The organism is Gardnerella massiliensis (assembly GCF_003408845.1).
GTDB classification, from domain to species: domain Bacteria; phylum Actinomycetota; class Actinomycetes; order Actinomycetales; family Bifidobacteriaceae; genus Bifidobacterium; species Bifidobacterium vaginale_H.
On sequence record NZ_LRTV01000001.1, the window covers coordinates 74,760 to 95,310 of the forward strand.

Consider the following 20,551-nt stretch of genomic DNA (forward strand, 5'->3'; position numbering starts at 1 on the left):
ACGGAACAATCAGCCGAAAACATTAGCCAGGATACCTTTAGAGCAGTTCGAAGATGTACTCTCTTACATAGATAATGAAAACATAGATAATGAAAACATAGATAATGAAAACATAGATAATGAAAACATAGATAATGATACAATTACGCTTATCTGAGTCTCGAAAGGCGCAGAATACGCGTTGATTCCGGAGCAATGATCATTGAATTCGGTGGAGAGGAAGAAGAAAATCAGAAGGCTAAAGCGGAGTCTCAAACCTTGATACTTGAAATACTTATATTTTGGATTGATTACCGTAGTGCCTTTACACTGCCACGACGTTGAATATCAGATTGTGTAAATTAGCATTTGAAGGAGAAATCAATGAGCTTAGATGAATTGAGGAATGATATCATCATAAAGCAGAAAAAAGGATTGCCGTTTATCATGGCATCGGTGATTATATGGCTTCTGATAGTACTTGTGTCAGTTTTAGATATCAATATGGATATGAAAAATTTATTGGTATTTTGCTGTTCATGCCCATTATTACCGCTGGCTTGGCTCATTGGTAAACTTATAAAGGTGGATATCTTTTCAAAACAAAATCCACTTGGACAATTAGGTTTCCTTTTCACCTTAAATCAAATGATTTATTTATTAATCGTTATGTGGGTGTTTAGTGCGGTTCCGGGAAAGATGATTATGGTATACGCTATGGTGTTTGGAGCACATTTACTGCCGTATTCATGGTTGTATAAATCAAAGGGATATACAGTTGCTGCAATTTCCATTCCGATGATTTCCTTGATTTTAGGATGTGCATTAAACGGCACAACGGTTGCTGTTGCGGCATGTATTATTGAGATAGTATTTGTTTGTGTATTACATATGGAATTAAAGAAAATGGGAGATAACTACAACAAATCCCAGTTTGTAGAGCTTAGCAAGGATCAGGTTTCTATGAAATAGAAATCTAGATCTAAAAGCGTTATGTGTAAATAATTAAGGCGGTAGTAATACCGTCTTTTTTGATGTCTAAAAAGGTTTCAGAATTCAAGGTTAAATTTTTAGAGTTCAAAGAAATAGCTTCATAGTTTAAGGGTAAGTTTTCGTTGTATCCAACACGTGATGAAACTAGACCACTCAATTTCATGTGGAGATATTATAAAATCCAGACTATTGAATTTTCTTTAGTCTATTCTTATGTTCAAAAATCAACCTATAGAATAGATGGAGTTATCGCCGGCATCATGGTACTTGACTGTGCTATAAAAAGCGGTAATACAAAGGCAATGCGAAGGTAACACGAACACGAAAAACATGTATGGCAGCTGAGGGATCTTATTCATATAAATTGTGTTGCAATATGCGACACAATAATTTATTATATGCGTATGGAGGTTGATTGATATGGCAGTTACTAAAAGTGCGAATGTGAATGTGAGAATACAAGAAAATATTAAGCAGCAGGCGGAGAAGATTTTGGAAACTATTGGAATTCCTAGGGCTACTGCTATTGACATGTTTTATCGTCAAATCATTCTTAATAAGGGTATTCCGTTTTCGCTTACTATTCCAAAGTCTCTTCCAGCGCAAGATGATATGGATGAGAAAACGTTTAACGCGTTGATGGCTAAAGGTTATGATCAGGCGGTTCGTGGTGATAGTTATCCGATAGATGATGTTTTTGAAGAGCTTGAACGAGGTCTTTAATGGATGAGTATAAGATAAAAGTTACTCGTCAGGCGAAAGAGCATCTTGCACTTATTCGAGAATATATTGCCACTGAGTTAAAAGAGCCGATAATAGCTAAAAGAATACTCGAGCTGTTGAAGTCGGAAATGATGTCTTTACAGACGATGCCTTATCGTGTGAAGTTAATTGGTGAGCAACCGTGGCGTGAGCTTGGTTTTAGAAGAATACGCGTAAAAAATTATTACGTTTATTTTTGTGTTGATGAGAATAGAAAAGAAGTTCAAATACTCGCGGTTATTTACGTGAGGAGAGACCAGGCTAAGCAACTGGAACAGTTGTAATGTAATGCGCTATCAAGCCAATCTTAAACCTTTTAACGATAGCTTTTCCTATCGTTAAAAAGTGCACCCACTATCAATAGTGTGCACTCAAAAAAGTGTAGCTATACTACCCGTTCTCTCAATCCACGTTGAGAGTGTCGTATTGATGTCTAGGGCTTAATAGGTGGGTGCATTTTTGCCCTTGTGCAGCAGGGTTTAGCGAGGGCTATCGTTAAAAGGTTTAATGCGAAGCGGCTGTAAGCTGGCTCGGCGTGGTTTTTGAGTGCAGTTTGGCTGTATGAGGGAACATGTCGACGCTCTAGGGTTGAGTGCACAGGATGTTAACGTTAAAAAGTGCACCCACTTTGCACCCACCCTGTGAAGTGGGGTTTTATAATTCTTCATGCTGAATTATTCTTTTCTTTTTTGAAATAATGGTGTTCAAAAAAGGAGTAGATAATAAGTATGCGCTATGGGTATGCGAGGGTGTCTACAAAGGATCAGTGTGTAGACAGACAGTTTAAGGCTTTGGAAGACAGTGGCATTATGAAAGGCTGTATTTATGTTGACAAGGTATCAGGGAAGGATTTCAATCGTAGAAATTATTTGAGATTGTTTAGACGTTTGAGATCTGGTGATGAGTTGTTTGTGAAGTCGATTGACCGTTTAGGCAGAAACTATGATGAGATTATTGAGCAATGGAACAAAATCACAAAAGAAAAAGAAGCAAATATTGTAGTGTTGGATTGTCCTTTGCTGGATACGAGAAAACATATAGATGGTGTAACAGGTAAGTTTATTGCAGATCTTGTATTGCAGATTTTATCGTATGTTGCTCAAGTTGAGCGAGAAAATATTCATCAAAGACAGATGGAAGGAATTCGTGTTGCCAGACAAAGAGGTGTGGTGTTTGGTAGGTCAAAGATTGAGGTTCCTGATGATTTTTATGCTGTGGCGACTAGGTGGCAGCGTGGACAGGTAAATTTGCGTGAGGGTGCAGAAATGCTTTCTGTTTCGCATACTACGTTTTCTAAGTGGCTACATGCAAGAAAAATTGAAAAAAATTTGTAAATAAATCTAGACTTTAATTTACAAAATTATGAGCATGATTTCCGCCCATTCTCTACTTATTCTATTACATATTTCAGCAAAAGTCATCAAGTAAATTAAAGCCTACTTTTATTTACAATTGTTTTACTCATTGTAGAGATTGATGATTAGAGGTTGATTATTATGGAGAGTAGTAAGAAGAAGCGTAATTCGGTTTTGCCGATTATTGTTAGCGTTGGGATTGCAACTTCAATGGGTGTTGTTGCAAATAGTACGCCTGAGGTAGCTTATGCGAGCAGCAATGCTGCTGCTTCTGCTTCTACTTCTACTTCTGCTACGTACGCAGATAGAAGCAGTTCTGAGAATGTCGAGAATCAAGTTATTGATATCCCAGATAAAGCTTTAAAAAGCAAACTGCTTGCAGTTATGAAAGAAAACAACTATATTTCTAGTGATGCGACAGATATTACAATTGCTGATGCTGAGAGGTTGGATGAGGCAGACTTAAGCAATAAGAATACTGATAGTATGAACGCTAGTAATACTATTCATAATTTGAAAGGGCTTGAACACTTTAAGAACCTAACAAGACTTAATCTTGATTGTAATAATGTTACGGATTTTACTGCGTTGAAGGGTTTGACAAGCCTAACGAAACTTAGCTTTGAAAATAACAAGGTTTCGGATCTTACTACATTAAGTGGTTTGACAAGTCTAACAGAACTTGATCTTGATTATAATAATGTTACGGATTTCACTGCGTTGAAGGGTTTAACAAACTTAACAATACTTGATATAACTGATAACAATATTTCTGATGTTACTGGGCTGGGTGATTTGACAAATCTTATAGTACTTAATTTAAGTGATAACAATATTTCTGATATTACTGCGTTGAGTAAATTGACAAACCTACAGACATTATATTTGAGGAATAACAATATTTCTGATTCTGATATTACTGCGTTGAGTAGTTTGAAAAAAATGGATGATCTTTTTTTGGATTATAACAATATTTCTGATATTACTGCGTTGAGTAAATTGAATTTAAATGCTCTAGGTATTGGTTATACTAAGGTTTCGGATATTAGCGTGTTGCGGAATTTTCAAGTTATTCGATCCATTGATATTAATGGTTGTAATATTCCGGATATTAATGTGCTAGGAGAATTATCGAGCCTAGGGTACCTTGATATTAGAGATTCCAATATTTCGGATATTAGCGTGTTGCGGAATTTGCCAAAACTAATAGAGCTTCTTATTAGCGGCTCCAATATTTCGAATCTTAGTGTATTGGAGAATTCGCCAAAACTAGAATATATTTATTCTTTTGATAAGTTGTCTATTGATTCTACTAGTCCGAGCACCAGTTTGATTATTAAAGGTAATAAACATTTAGCAAAAAACGTTGTTTTCACTGTGAAAGACAACAGTTTAGGTAGCATAAACAACGGAACGTTTACTATTAATGAAAATAAACTGCCATATTCTGGTACGGTAGAAATCAATTTTACGAATAATGGTAGTGAAGATTTTGGTTATAATGGTGCTAAGTACTTTTACCTAGGAACTATAACACTGAATCTTAATGTTCCTAAGACTGATAGTGGTGTTACGACTTGGGTTATTAAAGCCAAGATGAAGTATGAGCCGGATCCAACCCTTAAGTATCAAGAAAAGAAGGTAGAAAAAGATGCCAAAGATGGTAAGAAAGAAAATAGCAATGGTATCGAGAAAGTAGTTGTTGCTGCTCAAGACGGTGTAACTAAAGTCGGTAATAAGCAGGTTACTCATGAGGGTAAGAAGATTATTACTACAACGTATACTGTTAATCCTGATACGGGTGAGTTGACTGATCCTCATACTTCTACGACTACAGAAACTGAGCCACCGGCTCCAACTCCTGAACCACCGACTCCTCAACCGAACCCGAATCCTGTAACACCGGGAACTGGAACACCTGGAACTGGAACACCTGGAACTGGAACACCTGGAACTGGAACACCTGGAACTGGAACTGAAACACCGGGAACTGGAACTGTAACACCAGGACAAGGCGGAACTGGTGGAACTGTAACACCAGGACAGGGCGGAACTGAAACACCAGGAACTGTAACACCAGGAACTGGAACTGGTGGAACTGTAACACCAGGACAGGGCGGAACTGAAACACCAGGAACTGAAACACCAGGACAGAGTGGAACTGGTGAGCCTGGGCGAGGCGGAAGTGATCAAGGCGGAAGTGAATCAGGAGGTACTGAGCACGGCAATACAAATCCTGATGGCAATACACCGGGAAGTGATACACAAGGAAGCGGTACACCGGACAGTGACACCAATCCTGGTGGTGCTTATCCGGGTGGCGTGAATCCGAATGTGAACCCGGGTGGTACGAATCCTGGCGTGTATCCTTGGTTTAATCCTGGAAGCACTGGTGGTTCGACTACAGGTTCAAATGGCGAAGGTACCAACATTCAGTCTACGGACTCAAACAACTTTGGTAATGATTTCAATACCGGAGGCACCAATTATGGTACTGGTACTGGCGCCGAGGGTGGTACGGGTGCTGAAAATAGTGCAGGTGCTGAAAATGGTGGAGGCTCCCAAAACTCTCCGTCAGCTCAACATAAGAACGGTCAAACGCATAAAACGCACGCTAAGAATGGTACTAACTCTAATTCGAATCCTGCTAAAACCAATAAAGCTAAAGATAATAAAGCGACTGATTCTAAACCAAGCGGCTCTGAAACTGCTGGTTCTAAAGCAAATGGTTCTAAGCCAAGCGGTTCTAAGAAGACTAGTGCAAAAGCCGGCGCTAACGCTAGTAAGAATAATGCTGAAGCCAAGCGTAAAGTAAAGGTGAACAGCAAAGAAAGCAGCAAGGCGAGCAACGGTACACGTAACAAGGCAAACTCTAACTCCAAGTCTTCTGAATCTGCTAATAATTCCAGCAAGACTACCGAGTCGAGCAAGTCGTCAGCTTCTAACAGATTTGTTGCTATTATGTCCGCGTTGGGTGTGTTTATAATTGCGGTGCTTGCTGCTTTCGCAGCATTCTTTGCAAAAAAGCATCGTGATAATTCTCGGCGTGACAGCGAGTAATTCAGGTGCTAATTAATGTTAATAATTGAATAGTTAAATACTGAATAATAGAAAGCCTCACTTCATGATAGTTTCTCGCGGAGTGAGGCTTTCTGCTATTACGATTGAATTATGCGTTTATTGTATGAAGTCGCAGATTTGTGATTGGGTAATCGCTGAACAAATGTTGTAGTTTATTACCTCACTATAATTTTGATACTAAATCGTTTAGTACTTTGTCGAATTCAGACATTCTGTTTTCTTGATTAAAGAATGGAAGACCTATAATCTTGTATCCTCTTCCTAAAATATCGTTAATCTTGTAGTTATTCTCAATCTGCCCTAAGAATTTTTCTTTCCACTCATCTTCAAATAAAAGTTGACTACCTTTAGGCTCAACATATGCTTGATATGTTTTAACATCCTCATACTCTTTCTCACGAATAAAGAGCAAGTAATCAGGCTCAAAACGTTCAAAAGAGTTGCGGCAAATAAGCGATGCTAAAAGAGCGATGCTAAAAGTTAGAAAATAACTATTATTCTCAATTATTATTCAACTATTGTTCAAGCATTATCTGAGTGTTGTTCAAGCATTATCTGCGATTTTATGTGATTTTCTGTGAACGTTCACAAAACGCCGCATAAATACAATATGCGGTCACAATCCGTTGATACACTAGAAAGCGGAATTGGGCGTTTTACGCTTGTATCGTTAAAGCGCTCATGAAAAATAAACAGAAATAGAAAATAGGTAGGCATTATGCGTAAAGCCAAAATCGTTGATACTATTGGTCCAGCTACCGAATCGTTGGAAGGTATTACCAAGCTTGTTGAAGCTGGTATGGATGTTGCTCGTTTGAACCGTTCTCACGGCACTCCTGAAGATCATTTGCGTGTGTACAACAACGTTCGCGCAGCTTCCAAGTCCACCGGCCGCAATGTTGCTGCTCTTGTTGATTTGCAGGGTCCAAAGATTCGCTGCGGTTGGTTCAAGAAGAACGCTGATGGTGAAGATAAGGTTTATTTGGAAGAAGGCCAGGAGTTCATCATCACTACCGATGATGTTGAAGGCGATGAACACCGCACTTCTACCACTTTCAAGGGTTTGCCAGGTGATTGCCACGCAGGCGATCCAATCCTTATCGATGATGGTAAGGTTCGCCTTGAAGTAACCAAGGTTGAAGGCAACGACGTTCACACCAAGGTTATTGTTGCTGGCCCAGTTTCCAGCCACAAGGGCATTAACCTCCCAGGTGTTGCAGTTTCGCTCCCAGCTTTGACTGAAAAGGATGAGGCTGATCTTCGTTGGGCTATTCGCACTGGCGCTGATATTATCGCTATGTCCTTCGTGCGTTTCGCTACCGATATTGATCGCGCTCACGAAATCATGGACGAAGAAGGTCGTCGTATTCCGATCGTTGCCAAGATTGAGAAGCCACAGGCTGTTGAAAACTTGGAAGAGATTGTTAAGACCTTCGATGGCATTATGGTTGCTCGTGGTGACATGGCAGTGGAAATGCCTCTTGAAGAGGTTCCACTGGTTACCAAGCGTTGCATCGAGCTTTCTCGTCGCTACGCAAAGCCAGTTATCGTTGCTACTGAAGTTCTTGGCACCATGGTCAACTCTCCAGTTCCAACCCGTGCAGAAGCCTCTGACTGCGCTAACGCTGTTCTCGACGGTGCTGACGCAACCATGACTTCTAACGAAACTGCTGTTGGTAAGTATCCTGCAGTAACTGTTCAAACCATGTCTCGCATTTCTCAGTATGCTACTGAGCATGGCTACGATCGTATTCCTGCTGTTGAGCTTGATATGTCCAGCACTGGCGCCGTATCTTCTGCTGCCGTTGATTTGGCTGACAAGCTTAACGCTAAGGCTATTGTTGCCTACACTCAGACTGGTCGCACGGTTCATCGCATTTCTCGCGAACGTCCAACCGCTCCAATTTACGGCTTGACCAACAATGAGCACACCTATCGTTGGTTGGCTTTGAGCTGGGGTACTGAAGGCTTCTTGATTGATGAAGATTACCATGACATGAATCGTCACGATTTGATGATCTTCACCGACAAGGTTCTTCGCGAAGCTGGTAAGGTTTCCGACGGCGATCAGATTGTTATCTTGAGCACTGCTCAGGGTGAACGTCAGGCTGGTCGTACGGATTCCATCTACGTACACACCGTTGGTGCTTGCGACTAATCTTAACTAAGTTTCGTATATGTGCAATTAATCTAATTTGATTATTTGTAAGCATATACGTAGGAATATTTAGTTTGTATAATGCGCGCTTTCTGTTTTGCAGATTGCGCGCATTACTATTAGTGAGTACCTATCTATCGCTCTATTTGCGACACGCCAAAATGTGTGAGGTATTTGCATACGGCTAAAAGTGTGCTATAGTCAACAAGTCGCGCAAAAACGCGGAAAATTAAAAATGCCCCTGTATCCCAATTGGTAGAGGAAACAGCCTCAAAATCTGTGCAGTGTGAGTTCGAGTCTCACCGGGGGCACGTGCACAACGTCACTTAGCTTGCTGAGTGACGTTTTTTTTATTTCGTTTTAATATTCAGACATAAATGATAAAGCGTATAATAATAAAAGCATTTTCGCACAATGAAACAATGAATGTGCTGTACGTAATGTGAAAGGAACGAAGATGATCCACAGTGCACAATTGCAAATAAGTGAGCGTAAAAAAAGTAATTATGCTCGCAAATTAATTAATAATTACAAGCGTAATCTAATGCTTGTGTCATGTGCTGCAATTGCTGCTGTAGCAACAGTGTTAATGTGCGTTTTCACTATTGTTCCTGCCTCTTCAGCATTTGCTTCGACTAAATCAACAAACGGTCTTCCGCCAAAAGGCGTTATTGTTACGGCTTTTCAACAGAACTGGAGGAGTATTGCCAAGGAGTGCAAAGAAACGTACGGTCCTGAAGGAGTTAAGTACGTTCAGGTGTCGCCTCCGGAAGATCATATTAAAGGTAAGGCTTGGTGGACTTCTTACCAGCCTGTGAGCTACAATCTAAATTCTAAACTTGGCACTGAAGCTGAGTTTAAGAATATGATTACTACGTGTAAAGCAGCAAAGGTTGGAATTATTGTAGATGCCGTAATTAATCACACAACTGGTGCTGGTAATAAGGATACTGTGGGCGTTGGTGGAAGCAAATATGATGCTGCTAACCAGAGCTATCCAGACGCTGGTTACACAAAAGATGATTTTCATCAAATAGATAAAGATATTTACACGTATAGGGATGCTCAAGTAGTTTGGAATTATCGTTTAGTTGGTTTGCTTGATTTGGATACGTCTAAGCCGCATGTGCAGCAAACTCTTGGTAACTATTTTGCAAAATTGCTAAAAATGGGAGTTGCTGGCTTCCGCGTGGACGCTGTAAAGCATATTGCGCCAAATGAAATGAAAGCTATTAAGAAGGCTGCATCCGAGGCGAGTGGGATTAAGCCTGAAAACATTTGGTGGATGCAGGAAACGATTGGTGACAGCAATGGTGCGAAAGAAAATCAGCCAGATAAATATGTTGGAACTGGTGAAGTAGACGAGTTTGAGTATTCGTACCGTTTGCGCAATTATTTCTCTGGATCGATTGACAATTTGAAGCATATTACAGATGGTCTTATTCCTAATAAGAGTGCTGCTATTTTTGTTACCAATTGGGATACTGAGCGAGATAATGCCACAAGCGTTCTTACTTACAAAGATGGCAAGTTGTATGAGCTTGCGAATGCTTTTATGCTTGCTTACCCGTATGGTACGCCAAATGTTTATTCTGGATACAAGTTTAGTGAGCGTGACGAAGGTGCTCCTGGCGCAACTGAAACGTCTGTTCCTGATGCAAGCTGTGGCAAGGATTCAAAGTGGCAGTGCACTCAACGTTGGACTTCGATTCGCGGCATGATTGGTTTCTACAACGCTGTGAAAGATACGAAAGTAACTAAGTGGCAAGATGATGAAAGTAATAATATTGCTTTTAGCCGCGGAAATAAGGGTTTCTTCGCTATTAATAATGACGATAAACAAAATGATGTTAAGTACAATACTGACTTGCCAGATGGCGAGTATTGCAATGTTTACGCATCAAAGATTTGCGATAAAACCGTAACCATTAGCGGTGGGAAAGTTGAAACTACGATTCCTGCGCATTCTGCAGTGGCTTTGCATATTAAGGCTGTGAAGCATTTTGGTAACAGTGGGGTTGTTAATAAAATATTGCTAATATTTGCTGCTATTTTTATAGCTTTGGTTGTTACCTTGGCTTTGCGTTTTAAGAAAGGAAAAGACGATTTCAAAAATAAAAGTACTAACAATTGAGAATAGTGTTAAGTTTTAATTGAAGAGTATGCTTCAATCAGAATCGTACTAACATTATTACAATCTTTAGTTACTTTTTGCAATATTGTCAATATGTCGGTGATATAATTACCTCCGCTTATATTGCGCATTTATGCGATGGCTAGCAACATAGTTGTACTAGCCATCGTTTGCGTATTTAAGCTATTAGTGCGTCCAAAGAAGAAACGCGCTGATACCAATGGAGGAAAGGAAACTGATGAGTCATCGTCGACACTTTGCATCGAAGATGGTTGCTGTTGCTGCGTCTGTTGCAATGCTTGTAACTGGTTTTGCTGTTACTGGTAGTGCAAACGCTGCTAGCGAAAGCAATGAAAATCTAACTCTTAACCGTAAGGGTGTTATTGTTACTGCATTCCAGCAGAATTGGAAGAGTATTGCTAAGGAATGTGAGCAAACTTATGGTCCTGAGGATGTGAAGTATGTGCAGGTGTCTCCTCCGAATGAGCATGTAAAGGGTACTCAGTGGTGGACTTCTTACCAGCCTGTGAGCTATAAGCTTGATTCTAAACTTGGCACTAAAGCTGAGTTTAAGAATATGATTACTACGTGCAAAAATGCAGGCGTTGGAATCATTGCTGATGCCGTGATTAATCACATGACTGGTGCCGGTAATAAGGATACTGTTGGCGTTGGTGGAAGTGAATACGATGCGGCTGCGCAGACTTTCAAAACAGCTGGATATACTAAGGATGATTTCCATCAGAGTGCTGAAAATATTAAAAATTACAAGAATGCTGAAGAAGTTTGGACTCACAGGCTTGTAGGCTTACTTGATTTGGATACTTCTAAGCCGCATGTGCGCGAGACATTAGGTAAGTACTTTGCTCATTTGCTGGAGCTAGGTGTTGCTGGCTTCCGTATAGATGCAGTAAAGCATATTTCTCCAACAGATATGGCTGCAATTAAAGCTGAAGCTGCAAAACAATCTGGTAAAAAGGCAGATGACATTTGGTGGATGCAGGAGACGATTGGTGATCCTTCTGAAGCTAAAGAAATACAGCCTAGTGAACATTTAAAGGAAGGTGAAGTTAACGAATTCCAATATTCTTACCGATTAAAGAGCGATTTTTATGGTTCAATTTCGAATCTAAAGAATATTACTGATGGGCTTGTTAAAAGCGATAAAGCTTCGATTTTCGTTACTAATTGGGATACTCCTCGCGAAAATTATGTGCGCACACTTACCTATAAGGATGGTCCTCGCTACGAGCTTGCAAATGCGTTTATGCTTGCCTATCCGTATGGAAATCCAAATATTTACTCGGGGTATAGGTTTGATGCAAAGAATAAAGACGATGGTGCGCCTAATGCGACCGATACGTCTGTTCCAGATGTAGATTGTTCTCCAACAACTGGCTGGCAGTGCACTCAGCGTTGGACTTCGATTCGCGGAATGGTCGGCTTCTTTAATGTTGTAAATGGTGCGAAAGTCACCAATTGGCAGGAGAGTGACAACAATAACATTGCATTTAGCCGCGAGAAGAAGGGCTTCTTAGCAATCAACAATACGCCAAATGCAAAGAGAGTTTTGTATAAGACTGATTTGCTTGACGGCGAGTATTGCAATGTGTATGAGGCTGGAAACTGTTCTAAGACTGTTAAAGTTACAGGTGGTAAAGTTGCTGCGACTATTGCTCCTTATTCTGCAATTGCTTTGCATGTTGGTGCTAAAGCCGATGCCGCCAGTAAAACTGGTCCAGCACGTGATAAATCTGATCCAAAATACAATGTTGACGATGTTAAAGACCAGTCAACAACGGTATATTTCAATGCTAAAAATAAAGCAGGTAATCCAAGCTCAGTAAATATTCATTATCAAATAAGTGGTGATAATTGGACTGTAGCTCCTGGATTGCCAATGCGCAAAGTTTGTGGCAATTGGTTTGCAAAGACTATTACTAATCGTGGTGAATTTAAAGCTGTATTTAACGACGGTGTAAATAAGTGGTATCACGTAAATGGCCAGAATGGCGATTTCACTATTCCTGCTAATGCAAAGAATTATGTAGTCAACGAAAATCTTGGCGTAGATACTAATGTTTCCAACGTTCCTTGTAAAGCAGAATCTTCAAAGCCTTCTGCGTTAAAGACGAAGATTGTTATTCATTATAAGCAAAGATATGGTGACAATCGCAATATGGGCGTTTATATCTGGGGTCTTAAAGATGCAGATGGTAAAGATGCTCCTGCTAAATGGCATGAGTTTAATGGTCAAGACGTTTTCGGTAAGACTTACACAGTTGAGGCTGATGGTACTTACGAGAGTGGAAAAGTCGGATTTATTATCACCACTGATCCAGATACAGTGGGATGGAATAAGGATGGTGGAAATCGTAATATTTCGCAAATAGAAGATGGTGTTGGCGAAGCTTGGGTTTACGGAGGAGATTCAAATACTTTTGCCGAACCACCTTCTGAAGTTGCTGACAAGCTTAATAACCTCAAAACCTTAAACGTTACTGTTCACTACCGCAGAACAAACAAGGATTACGCTGGTTGGAATCTTTGGACTTGGTACGGTAGTAAGAAGGGTGTAAAGCGAGATTTTACGGCTCATGATGATTTCGGCAAGATTGCAGAATACACGTTTACAGATAATAACGGTGTAAAAGATCCGAAGTTTATTGTGCGATATTCCATGCAAGGCAATGATTGGGTTGCTAAAGATCCTGGTGAAGGTGATCGCGCGATTCCTGCAAAGGCAATCAATTTAAGCCAAGATGGTAAAACTGGCAACGCTGAAATTTGGCTTATGCAGGGCGACAGTAGAGTTTACTTAAGTCCAAACGTAATCAACACGAAGGCTAATGCTATTAATGCTGATATTACGTCTTTAAAGGAATTTACTGTAAATGTGAGCGGTGACCCTTCAGAGATTAAGAAGGATGACGTAACTATAACTGATGTTACAGATTCAAAGAAAGATAAACATAAGGCAGTAGATATTTCGCAAGTTGCTGTTGTAAATAATAAGATTGTAATCACTGCAAAAAGCGACTTAGATCTTAAGAAAATGTATGAAATCAACATTAAGGGTGTTGGTGGAATGCCTAAAACAGTGTCTGTGTCAACTGTTAAGGGATCTAAGATTGTTCGCACTGATGAGTTCGATCAAAAGTACGCGTACGATGGCAATGACTTGGGTGCTGTTGTAAGTGGTAATTCTACGACTTTCAAGCTTTGGGCACCAACTGCTACGAAAGTGGAGTTGGTAACTTATTCTGGCACTGATGAAAATTCTCCAGAAGCTAAAACACAAGATATGAAGCTTGAAAGCAATAATAGCGTGTGGAGTATTACTACAAGCGATGCAAAAGCTGGAACTGCTTACACGTACAAGGTTCATTTTGCAGATGGTGCTGTTAATAATTCTCCAGACCCTTATGCAAAAGCTGCTGTGCGAAATGGAATGAGATCCGTTGTATTCGGTGGCAGTATGGCGACATCTGTAACTCGTATGGCACCGTTTGGTAAGCGTCCAACTGATGCGACTATTGCAGAAATGAATATTCGTGACTTCTCAATTCACGAAAGTTCTGGCGTGAGAGAAAAGAATCGTGGCAAATATCTCGGTGTAATTGAACCTGACACTAAGAATGGGAACAAGCCAACTGGTTTGGATTATTTGAAGTCCCTAGGCATCACTCACGTGCAAATCATGCCAATGTATGATTTTGGTTCTGTGAACGAAGCAGGAGATTTGGGTTATGTTGCTACTAACGACAAAAATAATCCTCATCAAAACTGGGGCTACGATCCAATCAATTACAACGTTCCAGAAGGCTCGTATGCGTCTGATTCAGCAAATCCTGCTACGCGTATTACTGAGCTAAAGAAAATGGTTGAAGGTCTACATAAGGCTGGTTTGCGCGTGATTATGGATGTGGTTTATAACCACGTTTATAACGCGCAAAAGAACGCTTTTGGCCAAACTGTGCCTGGCTACTACTTCCGTTACAACGATGACGGCAGCTTATCTAATAGATCTGGTTGCGGAAACGACACTGCTTCAGAGCGCAAAATGATGCGCAAGTATATTGTTGATTCTGTAAAGTATTGGGCTAATGAGTACGGTATTGACGGCTTCCGTTTTGATTTGATGGGATTGATTGACCTTGAAACCATGAAGGAAGTGCGTGAAGCTGTTCATGCAATTGATCCAAGCTCGATTATTCTTGGTGAAGGCTGGGATATGAGCCAATTGCCTTATGGAAACCGCACTATTCAGCCTAATGCGTATAAGCTTGCAGATAATAATGGCATTGCATTCTTTAACGATTCATTCCGTGACGCTGTAAAAGGCCATGGAGATGATGGTGTTGCTGGATTCGTGTCTGGAAACAGAGGTAGCGACAATCTGGTAATGCAAAATCTTTACGGATGCCAGCCTGGAAACTCAAGTTGCACTGGTCGCCATTATGCGAATGCAGGTCAGACTGTGCAATATGTTGAAGCTCACGACAATCTTAATCTTTACGATAAGTTGAAGAAATCTTTGCTTCGTGAGACAGATCAGAATATTAAGAAGCGAGTAATGCTTGCTAATTCGCTTGTAATGTTTGCTCATGGCATGCCATTCTTTGAGCTTGGTCAAGAGTTCTTACGAAGCAAGAATAGTAATGCCAATAGTTACAATGCTGGCGATGGCGACAATTCCGTTAAGTGGGATTTGGTTAATAAGAATTCCGATGCTGTTGAGTACTTCAAGGCATTGATAAAGTTAAGAAACGAGATTCCAGCTTTACGCGATTCTACATATTCTGAAGTTAACAAGAATATGCATTGGATTAAGAGCAGTGATGGAATTAATGCGTTTAGCGTTGACAGCAATAATAAAACGTATGTGTTTATTTTCAATGCTAATAGTGATGAGTCTACTGTGAATATTGGCAAAGGAAAGTATCGCGTGCGCATTGCCGATGGAAAGGCTAACGGCAATGATGAGTCAAATTGGCCTGAAGTATCGGTAGATGATAATGGAAATTACAAGGTTGTTGCTCTTTCTACTGCAGTGCTTGTGAAGGATGCTGAAAAGAATAAGGATGAGAATTCTATTGATCTTGAAAAGGTCGCTGAATATAAATTGCATCCTGCTGACGTAAGTGAACTAGTTAATGGTCCTGTGAATCCAAAGCCTAAGCCAGAGCCGGAACCTGGTCCTCAGCCACAGCCAGCTCCTGGTCCTGTGACGCCGACACCTCAGCCGCCTGCTCCGTCTCCGGTGCCAACGCCTCAACCACAGCCGCATCCTACTCCGAATCCGCCAGCTCCGGCCCCTAAGCCTGGTCCAGTGGTTCCGCCAACACCGCAGCCAGCTCCTGCACCTGGACCCGTGACTCCAGCTCCTGCACCTGGACCGCAGCCAGTTCCTCAGCCTGGTTCTGACTCAACGCCTGGTGATTCCGGTTCTGGCTCTCAACATGGCCCACAGCAACCTTCTGTAGAAACTCATAATCCTCAGCAAGGTAGTACTAAGTCGGAGAATCCAAAGCAAGGAAATACGCAGCCTTCAGTTAAAAACAAGCCTGAGTCCGCTCCTGCTAATAAGACTCAAGAGCATGTTAATTCTGAAGATACTGCTAAATCCGAAAACAATGGAAAGACTGGCAAATCTGAGAGTGCTGAAACGCATGAAAATGTTGGAAAGTCTAACAATTCCACGAACACTGGAAAAGATGCAAACGCTGAAAACACTGAGAAGCCTGCCCAGGTTGAGAATCATACTCAGAAGACTGAGACTTCCACTTCAGTACCATCTACTTCAGCATCATCTGCACCGTCTGCTACGGCTCCATCTGCTCCGGCTTCATCTGCTCCGGCTCCTGAAGCTCCTGCAACAGTTAAGCAGCTTAAGCCAGAATTAAAGGGTACTCTTACTGTAGGTAGCAATGATGTTGCAACAGCCGGCGTGGTAAACAATGTGAGTATTCATGTTGTAAACAGTGATTTTACCGAACGGTTGAAGAAAGATGGTGTGGTTTATGCATACGCGTACATTTACTCCACGCCGCGCTTACTTAAGAGTGCAAATGGTTCTAAGTATGTAACTGTTCGCATGGTGAATGGCGTTCCTCAGTTTGATGCAATGTTCCCAGCTGGATACTCCGGGAAACACACAGTTGTATTGGTTGATGAGCAAGGTAAGCAACTAGCTTGGACTGAAATAACAGTAGTAAATAATGCTGTTAATCAGCATGCTCATGAATTAAGTGCAACGGGCAGTAGCGTAGCGCAAATTGCATTTATTATTGCAATATTGTTGTCTGTTGCAGGTGCTTTCTCGATTAAAGTAAGGCGTTCTAAGCATCTGTCTCGCAATTATTAAAATTCAAAGCAATGCTTTTGAAGCTTACGTTTTATGTTTTGAACGTATTATTTCTTAAGCACTGATATTAAAATCGAGGGCAATGGCATCGGTGGTGTTATTGCCCTCATTTTTTTGATTTTTAATTCTGTTTGTGTGCTGTTAACAATAGTTTATTTACGCACATATATGCGCTAGGGTGAGCTACACAGTTGTTATGATGTCAGTATTGAAGTGGTACAATTGCCTTGCTAGTAATATGCATTACGATGCCGGTTAACAGCATAGTTGCGTTAGCTGTCATTTGCATATTGCAGCTATCAGCATAACCAATGGAGAAGTATGCTGGTGCCAACGGAGGAAAGGATATCGAATGATTTTTCATCGACATTGTGCGTCGAAGATAACTTCGATTGTTGCGGCTGTTGCGATGTTAGTAACAGGGTTTGCTGTTGCCAATACTGCTAATGCTGCTAATTCAACAGAGGGAACATCAAATAAGGTAACGCTGGAAAATAAAGGTGCTACTACTTCCCAACAAGATGTGACGAGTAAAACAACTGTCCGAATCCACTATAAGCCAAAAGCAGGGGATACTCGCGATATTGGAATTTGGCTATGGGGCAAAGACAAGGATGGCAAAGATTTACCTGGAGCTTGGCATAAGTTTACTGGCACTGATTCTTTCGGTAAAGTCTTTGAAACAACAGTTGACGGTGCATTTAAAAACAAGTCTCTTTTCTTTATTACCACTACAGAAAAGTGGAATAAAGATGGTGGCGATCGTGCTATTGACAATTGTGAAGGTGGCCTTGCCGAAGCTTGGGTAACAGGTGGAACTTGGACAAATCCTGATGAAAAAGACACTAGCGATAGCACTAAGTTTACTGCTCCAGACAATCTTAAGAATAAGCCAAAAGAATTAACGGTAACAGTTCACTATCATAGGAATAAAGGTGATTACCAAGGCTGGAATATGTGGACTTGGGAAGACGATCGTAGTGGCACTGCTCGTCAATTCACTTCGAATGACGATTATGGCAAGATTGCAACCTTTACTGCTAAAAATGATGCTGGTATAGAAAATGCAAAATTTATAGTAAGGTATTCAACTTCTACTAACGAGTGGGAGTCTAAAGATTGTGATCAGGACCGTACGATACCTAATAATATTATCAAGCTCGATAAGAATGATCCTACTAAGGGAACTGCGGAAATCTGGCTTTTGCAAGGAGATCCTACAGTATATGTAAATGCCACTATGCCACAACTTACAGCTCACATAATGTCTGCTGATATCACAGGTCTTAAAAAATTGGCTGTAAAAGTGTCTGGCGATGTGTCTTCCTTGAAAAAATCTGATGTAACACTTTTGGATAAGAGTGAGAAGTCTCAAAAGGAAATTGAAATTGTTTCTGTTGAGAAAAAAGGATCAGATATTACCATTGAGACCAAGAATGAACTTGATATCAAACATCTGTATGAGTTGAACATTAAGGGATTAACTAAAAGTGTTGATCTTTCCGCTTCTTCTAAGACGGGCGCTAGCGTAATTCGTACCGATGAATTCGATAAGAAATATGCGTACAATGGTGATGATTTAGGTGCTGCGTATTCCGCTTCTTCAACTACTTTCAAGCTTTGGGCTCCAACAGCAACTGAAGTAAAGTTGATTACTTATAAGTCGACTGCTGAAAAAGCTGAAAAAGATAAAGAAACAGCTATGAAAGCAGAAGATCATGGCGTATGGTCTGCAAAGCTCGATGGAGATCAAGCTGGTACAGCTTATGCGTATGAAGTTCATTTTGCTGATGGTACAGTGAATGTTTCTGCTGATCCTTATGCTAAAGCTGCAGTAGTAAATGGTGAGCGTTCTGTCGTATTAGCAGATAAAGACGCGGGTAATGCTGGAAAGCGTATGCCAAAGTTTGCGCATCCAAGTGACGCAACAATTGCAGAGATGGATGTTCGTGACTTCTCGATCAATCCAAACTCTGGTATTAGCGATGCTCATCGCGGTAAGTATCTCGGTGTAGTAGAAGCAGGTACTAAGACCACAGATAAGCATAATGTTTCTGGCTTTGATTATTTGAAGTCGCTTGGTGTCACTCACGTGCAAATCATGCCAATGTATGATTTTGGTTCAGTGAATGAAACTGGTGACTTAGGCTATGGAAAACCAGGTGCTCAAAACTGGGGTTATGATCCGCAAAACTACAATGTTCCTGAAGGATCTTACTCTACAGATCCTGCCAATCCAACAACAAGAGTTAAGGAAGCTAAGCAAATGATTGCTGGCCTTCATAAGGCTGGCCTGCGTGTGATTATGGACGTGGTTTACAACCATGTTTATAACGCGCAAAATCATTCGTTTAATAAGACAGTTCCTGGATATTACTTCCGTTATAAGGATGGTGCTCTGAATGGTAATTCTGGATGCGGTAATGATACTGCTTCTGAGCGTCAAATGATGCGTAAGTATATTGTGGACTCTGTGAAGTATTGGGCTACGCATTACAACCTTGACGGCTTCCGATTTGATTTGATGGGCTTAATTGACCTGAAGACTATGCAGGAAGTGCGTGCTGAGCTTAATAAGATTGATCCGTCAATTATTGTGCTTGGTGAAGGCTGGGATATGAATACTATGCTTCCTAAGAGTGATTCTACTATTCAACCTAATGGTTCTAAGATTCCAGGCGTAGCATTCTTTAATGATTCATTCCGTGATGCTATGAAGGGTTCTGTATTCGATGCTAAGGGTACTGGTTTTGTCAATGGCAATACTAGTAAAGATACTAAGGCTCTGCTTGAGCATAATTTGCTCGGTTGCCAATTTGGCACAGGCGGTAAGACTGCAGATGGTAAGAATACAATCAAGTGCTGGAATGGTAATGCTGAAATGCACTTTGCTGATGCGGGTCAAGTAGTTCAGTATGTGGAAGCTCATGATAACTTGTCGTTGTACGATAAGTTAAAGGTTTCTGCTCCTAACGATACTGAAGACGTGCGCATGAAGCGAGTAAAGCTTGCAAATTCAATGGTTTTGCTTTCGCGCGGCATGCCGTTCATTCAGCTCGGCCAGGAATTCTTGCGAACTAAGAATGGTAACGGAAACAGTTACAATGCTGGAGATAAAGACAATGCTCTTGATTGGAATCGTGCAACAGAAAAGTCTGATTCTGTGAACTATTTCAGGGGATTGTTGAAGCTCCGTAAGAGCATTAAGTCTCTTCGTGATTTTGATTATGCAACAATTAACAAGAACATGAAGATGATTGCTGGCACTCCTGATGGTGTAATTGCTTACACGCTTAAAGATGGAGATAAACAATACGTTGTAGTGTTCAATGCTAATAATGCTGAAACTCAAGTAAAGATTCCAGCAGGAAAGTATGTTGCATTGGTTGCCAATGGTGAAGTAAATAGTAAGCCGAAGGCTGTGACTGTTGCTGCTAATGGAAAGTACAAGGTTGCTGCTCTTTCTACTGCTGTACTGCTTGATGCAGAAAAGAATTCGCAAACAACTCTAACTCCAATTCCGCAGTTTGGTTCTACTTCAAGTTCAGATCAGCAATCATATTCTGCAAATTCCTCAGATTCAAAGAATGGGTTTGCAAGTACGGATGCTGCAACAACGCAAGAGCAGTCTTCTGGTGAGAATTCAACTTCATCTCAAAAGTTAACTGCAGATCAGAAATCCAAGAAAGCTATTACAAAACGTGGTCGTATGTTAAGTGCAA

9 protein-coding genes, 1 tRNA gene and 1 pseudogene are annotated in these 20,551 nt (G+C 40.8%); 10 read left to right on the forward strand and 1 reads right to left on the reverse strand.

Annotated features, from left to right (window positions below; translation table 11 throughout):
• Positions 1-363: 363 nt before the first annotated feature.
• From AXE77_RS00295 to AXE77_RS00320, 5 genes are all read left to right on the forward strand, one after another.
• Positions 364-951 (forward strand): DUF7010 family protein, encoded by a 588-nt coding sequence (locus tag AXE77_RS00295; protein ID WP_116711598.1) that lies wholly within the window; start codon positions 364-366, stop codon positions 949-951.
• 441 nt (positions 952-1,392) lie between these two features.
• A complete protein-coding gene (locus tag AXE77_RS00305) occupies positions 1,393-1,695 on the forward strand; it encodes a type II toxin-antitoxin system RelB/DinJ family antitoxin (RefSeq protein WP_205727503.1) in 303 nt (100 codons plus the stop codon).
• Positions 1,695-2,018, forward strand: coding sequence for a type II toxin-antitoxin system RelE/ParE family toxin (locus AXE77_RS00310; RefSeq protein ID WP_116711601.1), 324 nt, complete (start codon positions 1,695-1,697; stop codon positions 2,016-2,018). Before AXE77_RS00305 ends, AXE77_RS00310 begins: the two co-directional genes overlap by 1 nt.
• A 444-nt stretch (positions 2,019-2,462) precedes the next feature.
• Positions 2,463-3,068, forward strand: coding sequence for a recombinase family protein (locus AXE77_RS00315; RefSeq protein ID WP_116711602.1), 606 nt, complete (start codon positions 2,463-2,465; stop codon positions 3,066-3,068).
• Positions 3,069-3,230: 162 nt separating this feature from the next.
• Positions 3,231-6,149, forward strand: coding sequence for a leucine-rich repeat domain-containing protein (locus tag AXE77_RS00320; RefSeq protein WP_116711603.1), 2,919 nt, complete (start codon positions 3,231-3,233; stop codon positions 6,147-6,149).
• Between the two features lie 184 nt (positions 6,150-6,333).
• On the opposite strand, the gene AXE77_RS00325 is transcribed toward AXE77_RS00320, so the two are convergent.
• The gene (locus AXE77_RS00325; protein ID WP_240612603.1) at positions 6,334-6,582 is read right to left on the reverse strand and encodes a hypothetical protein; all 249 of its coding nucleotides are present in this window, start codon (positions 6,580-6,582) and stop codon (positions 6,334-6,336) included.
• Positions 6,583-6,888: 306 nt separating this feature from the next.
• Here AXE77_RS00325 and pyk point away from each other — a divergent pair, with 306 nt between their 5' ends.
• The 5 genes and pseudogenes from pyk to pulA (AXE77_RS00350) form a co-directional block, all read left to right on the forward strand.
• Positions 6,889-8,328 (forward strand): pyruvate kinase, encoded by a 1,440-nt coding sequence (gene pyk, locus AXE77_RS00330; RefSeq protein ID WP_116711604.1) that lies wholly within the window; start codon positions 6,889-6,891, stop codon positions 8,326-8,328.
• 237 nt (positions 8,329-8,565) lie between these two features.
• A tRNA-Leu gene (locus AXE77_RS00335) sits at positions 8,566-8,639 on the forward strand.
• A 146-nt stretch (positions 8,640-8,785) separates the two neighbouring features.
• Entirely contained in the window at positions 8,786-10,462 is a 1,677-nt protein-coding gene (locus AXE77_RS00340) for an alpha-amylase (RefSeq protein WP_116711605.1), read from the forward strand.
• A 238-nt stretch (positions 10,463-10,700) separates the two neighbouring features.
• The gene (pulA, locus tag AXE77_RS00345) at positions 10,701-16,829 is read left to right on the forward strand and encodes a type I pullulanase (RefSeq protein WP_165846007.1); all 6,129 of its coding nucleotides are present in this window, start codon (positions 10,701-10,703) and stop codon (positions 16,827-16,829) included.
• 532 nt (positions 16,830-17,361) lie between these two features.
• A pseudogene (gene pulA, locus AXE77_RS00350) lies at positions 17,362-20,352 on the forward strand (type I pullulanase); the annotation flags it as partial.
• Positions 20,353-20,551 lie beyond the last annotated feature (199 nt).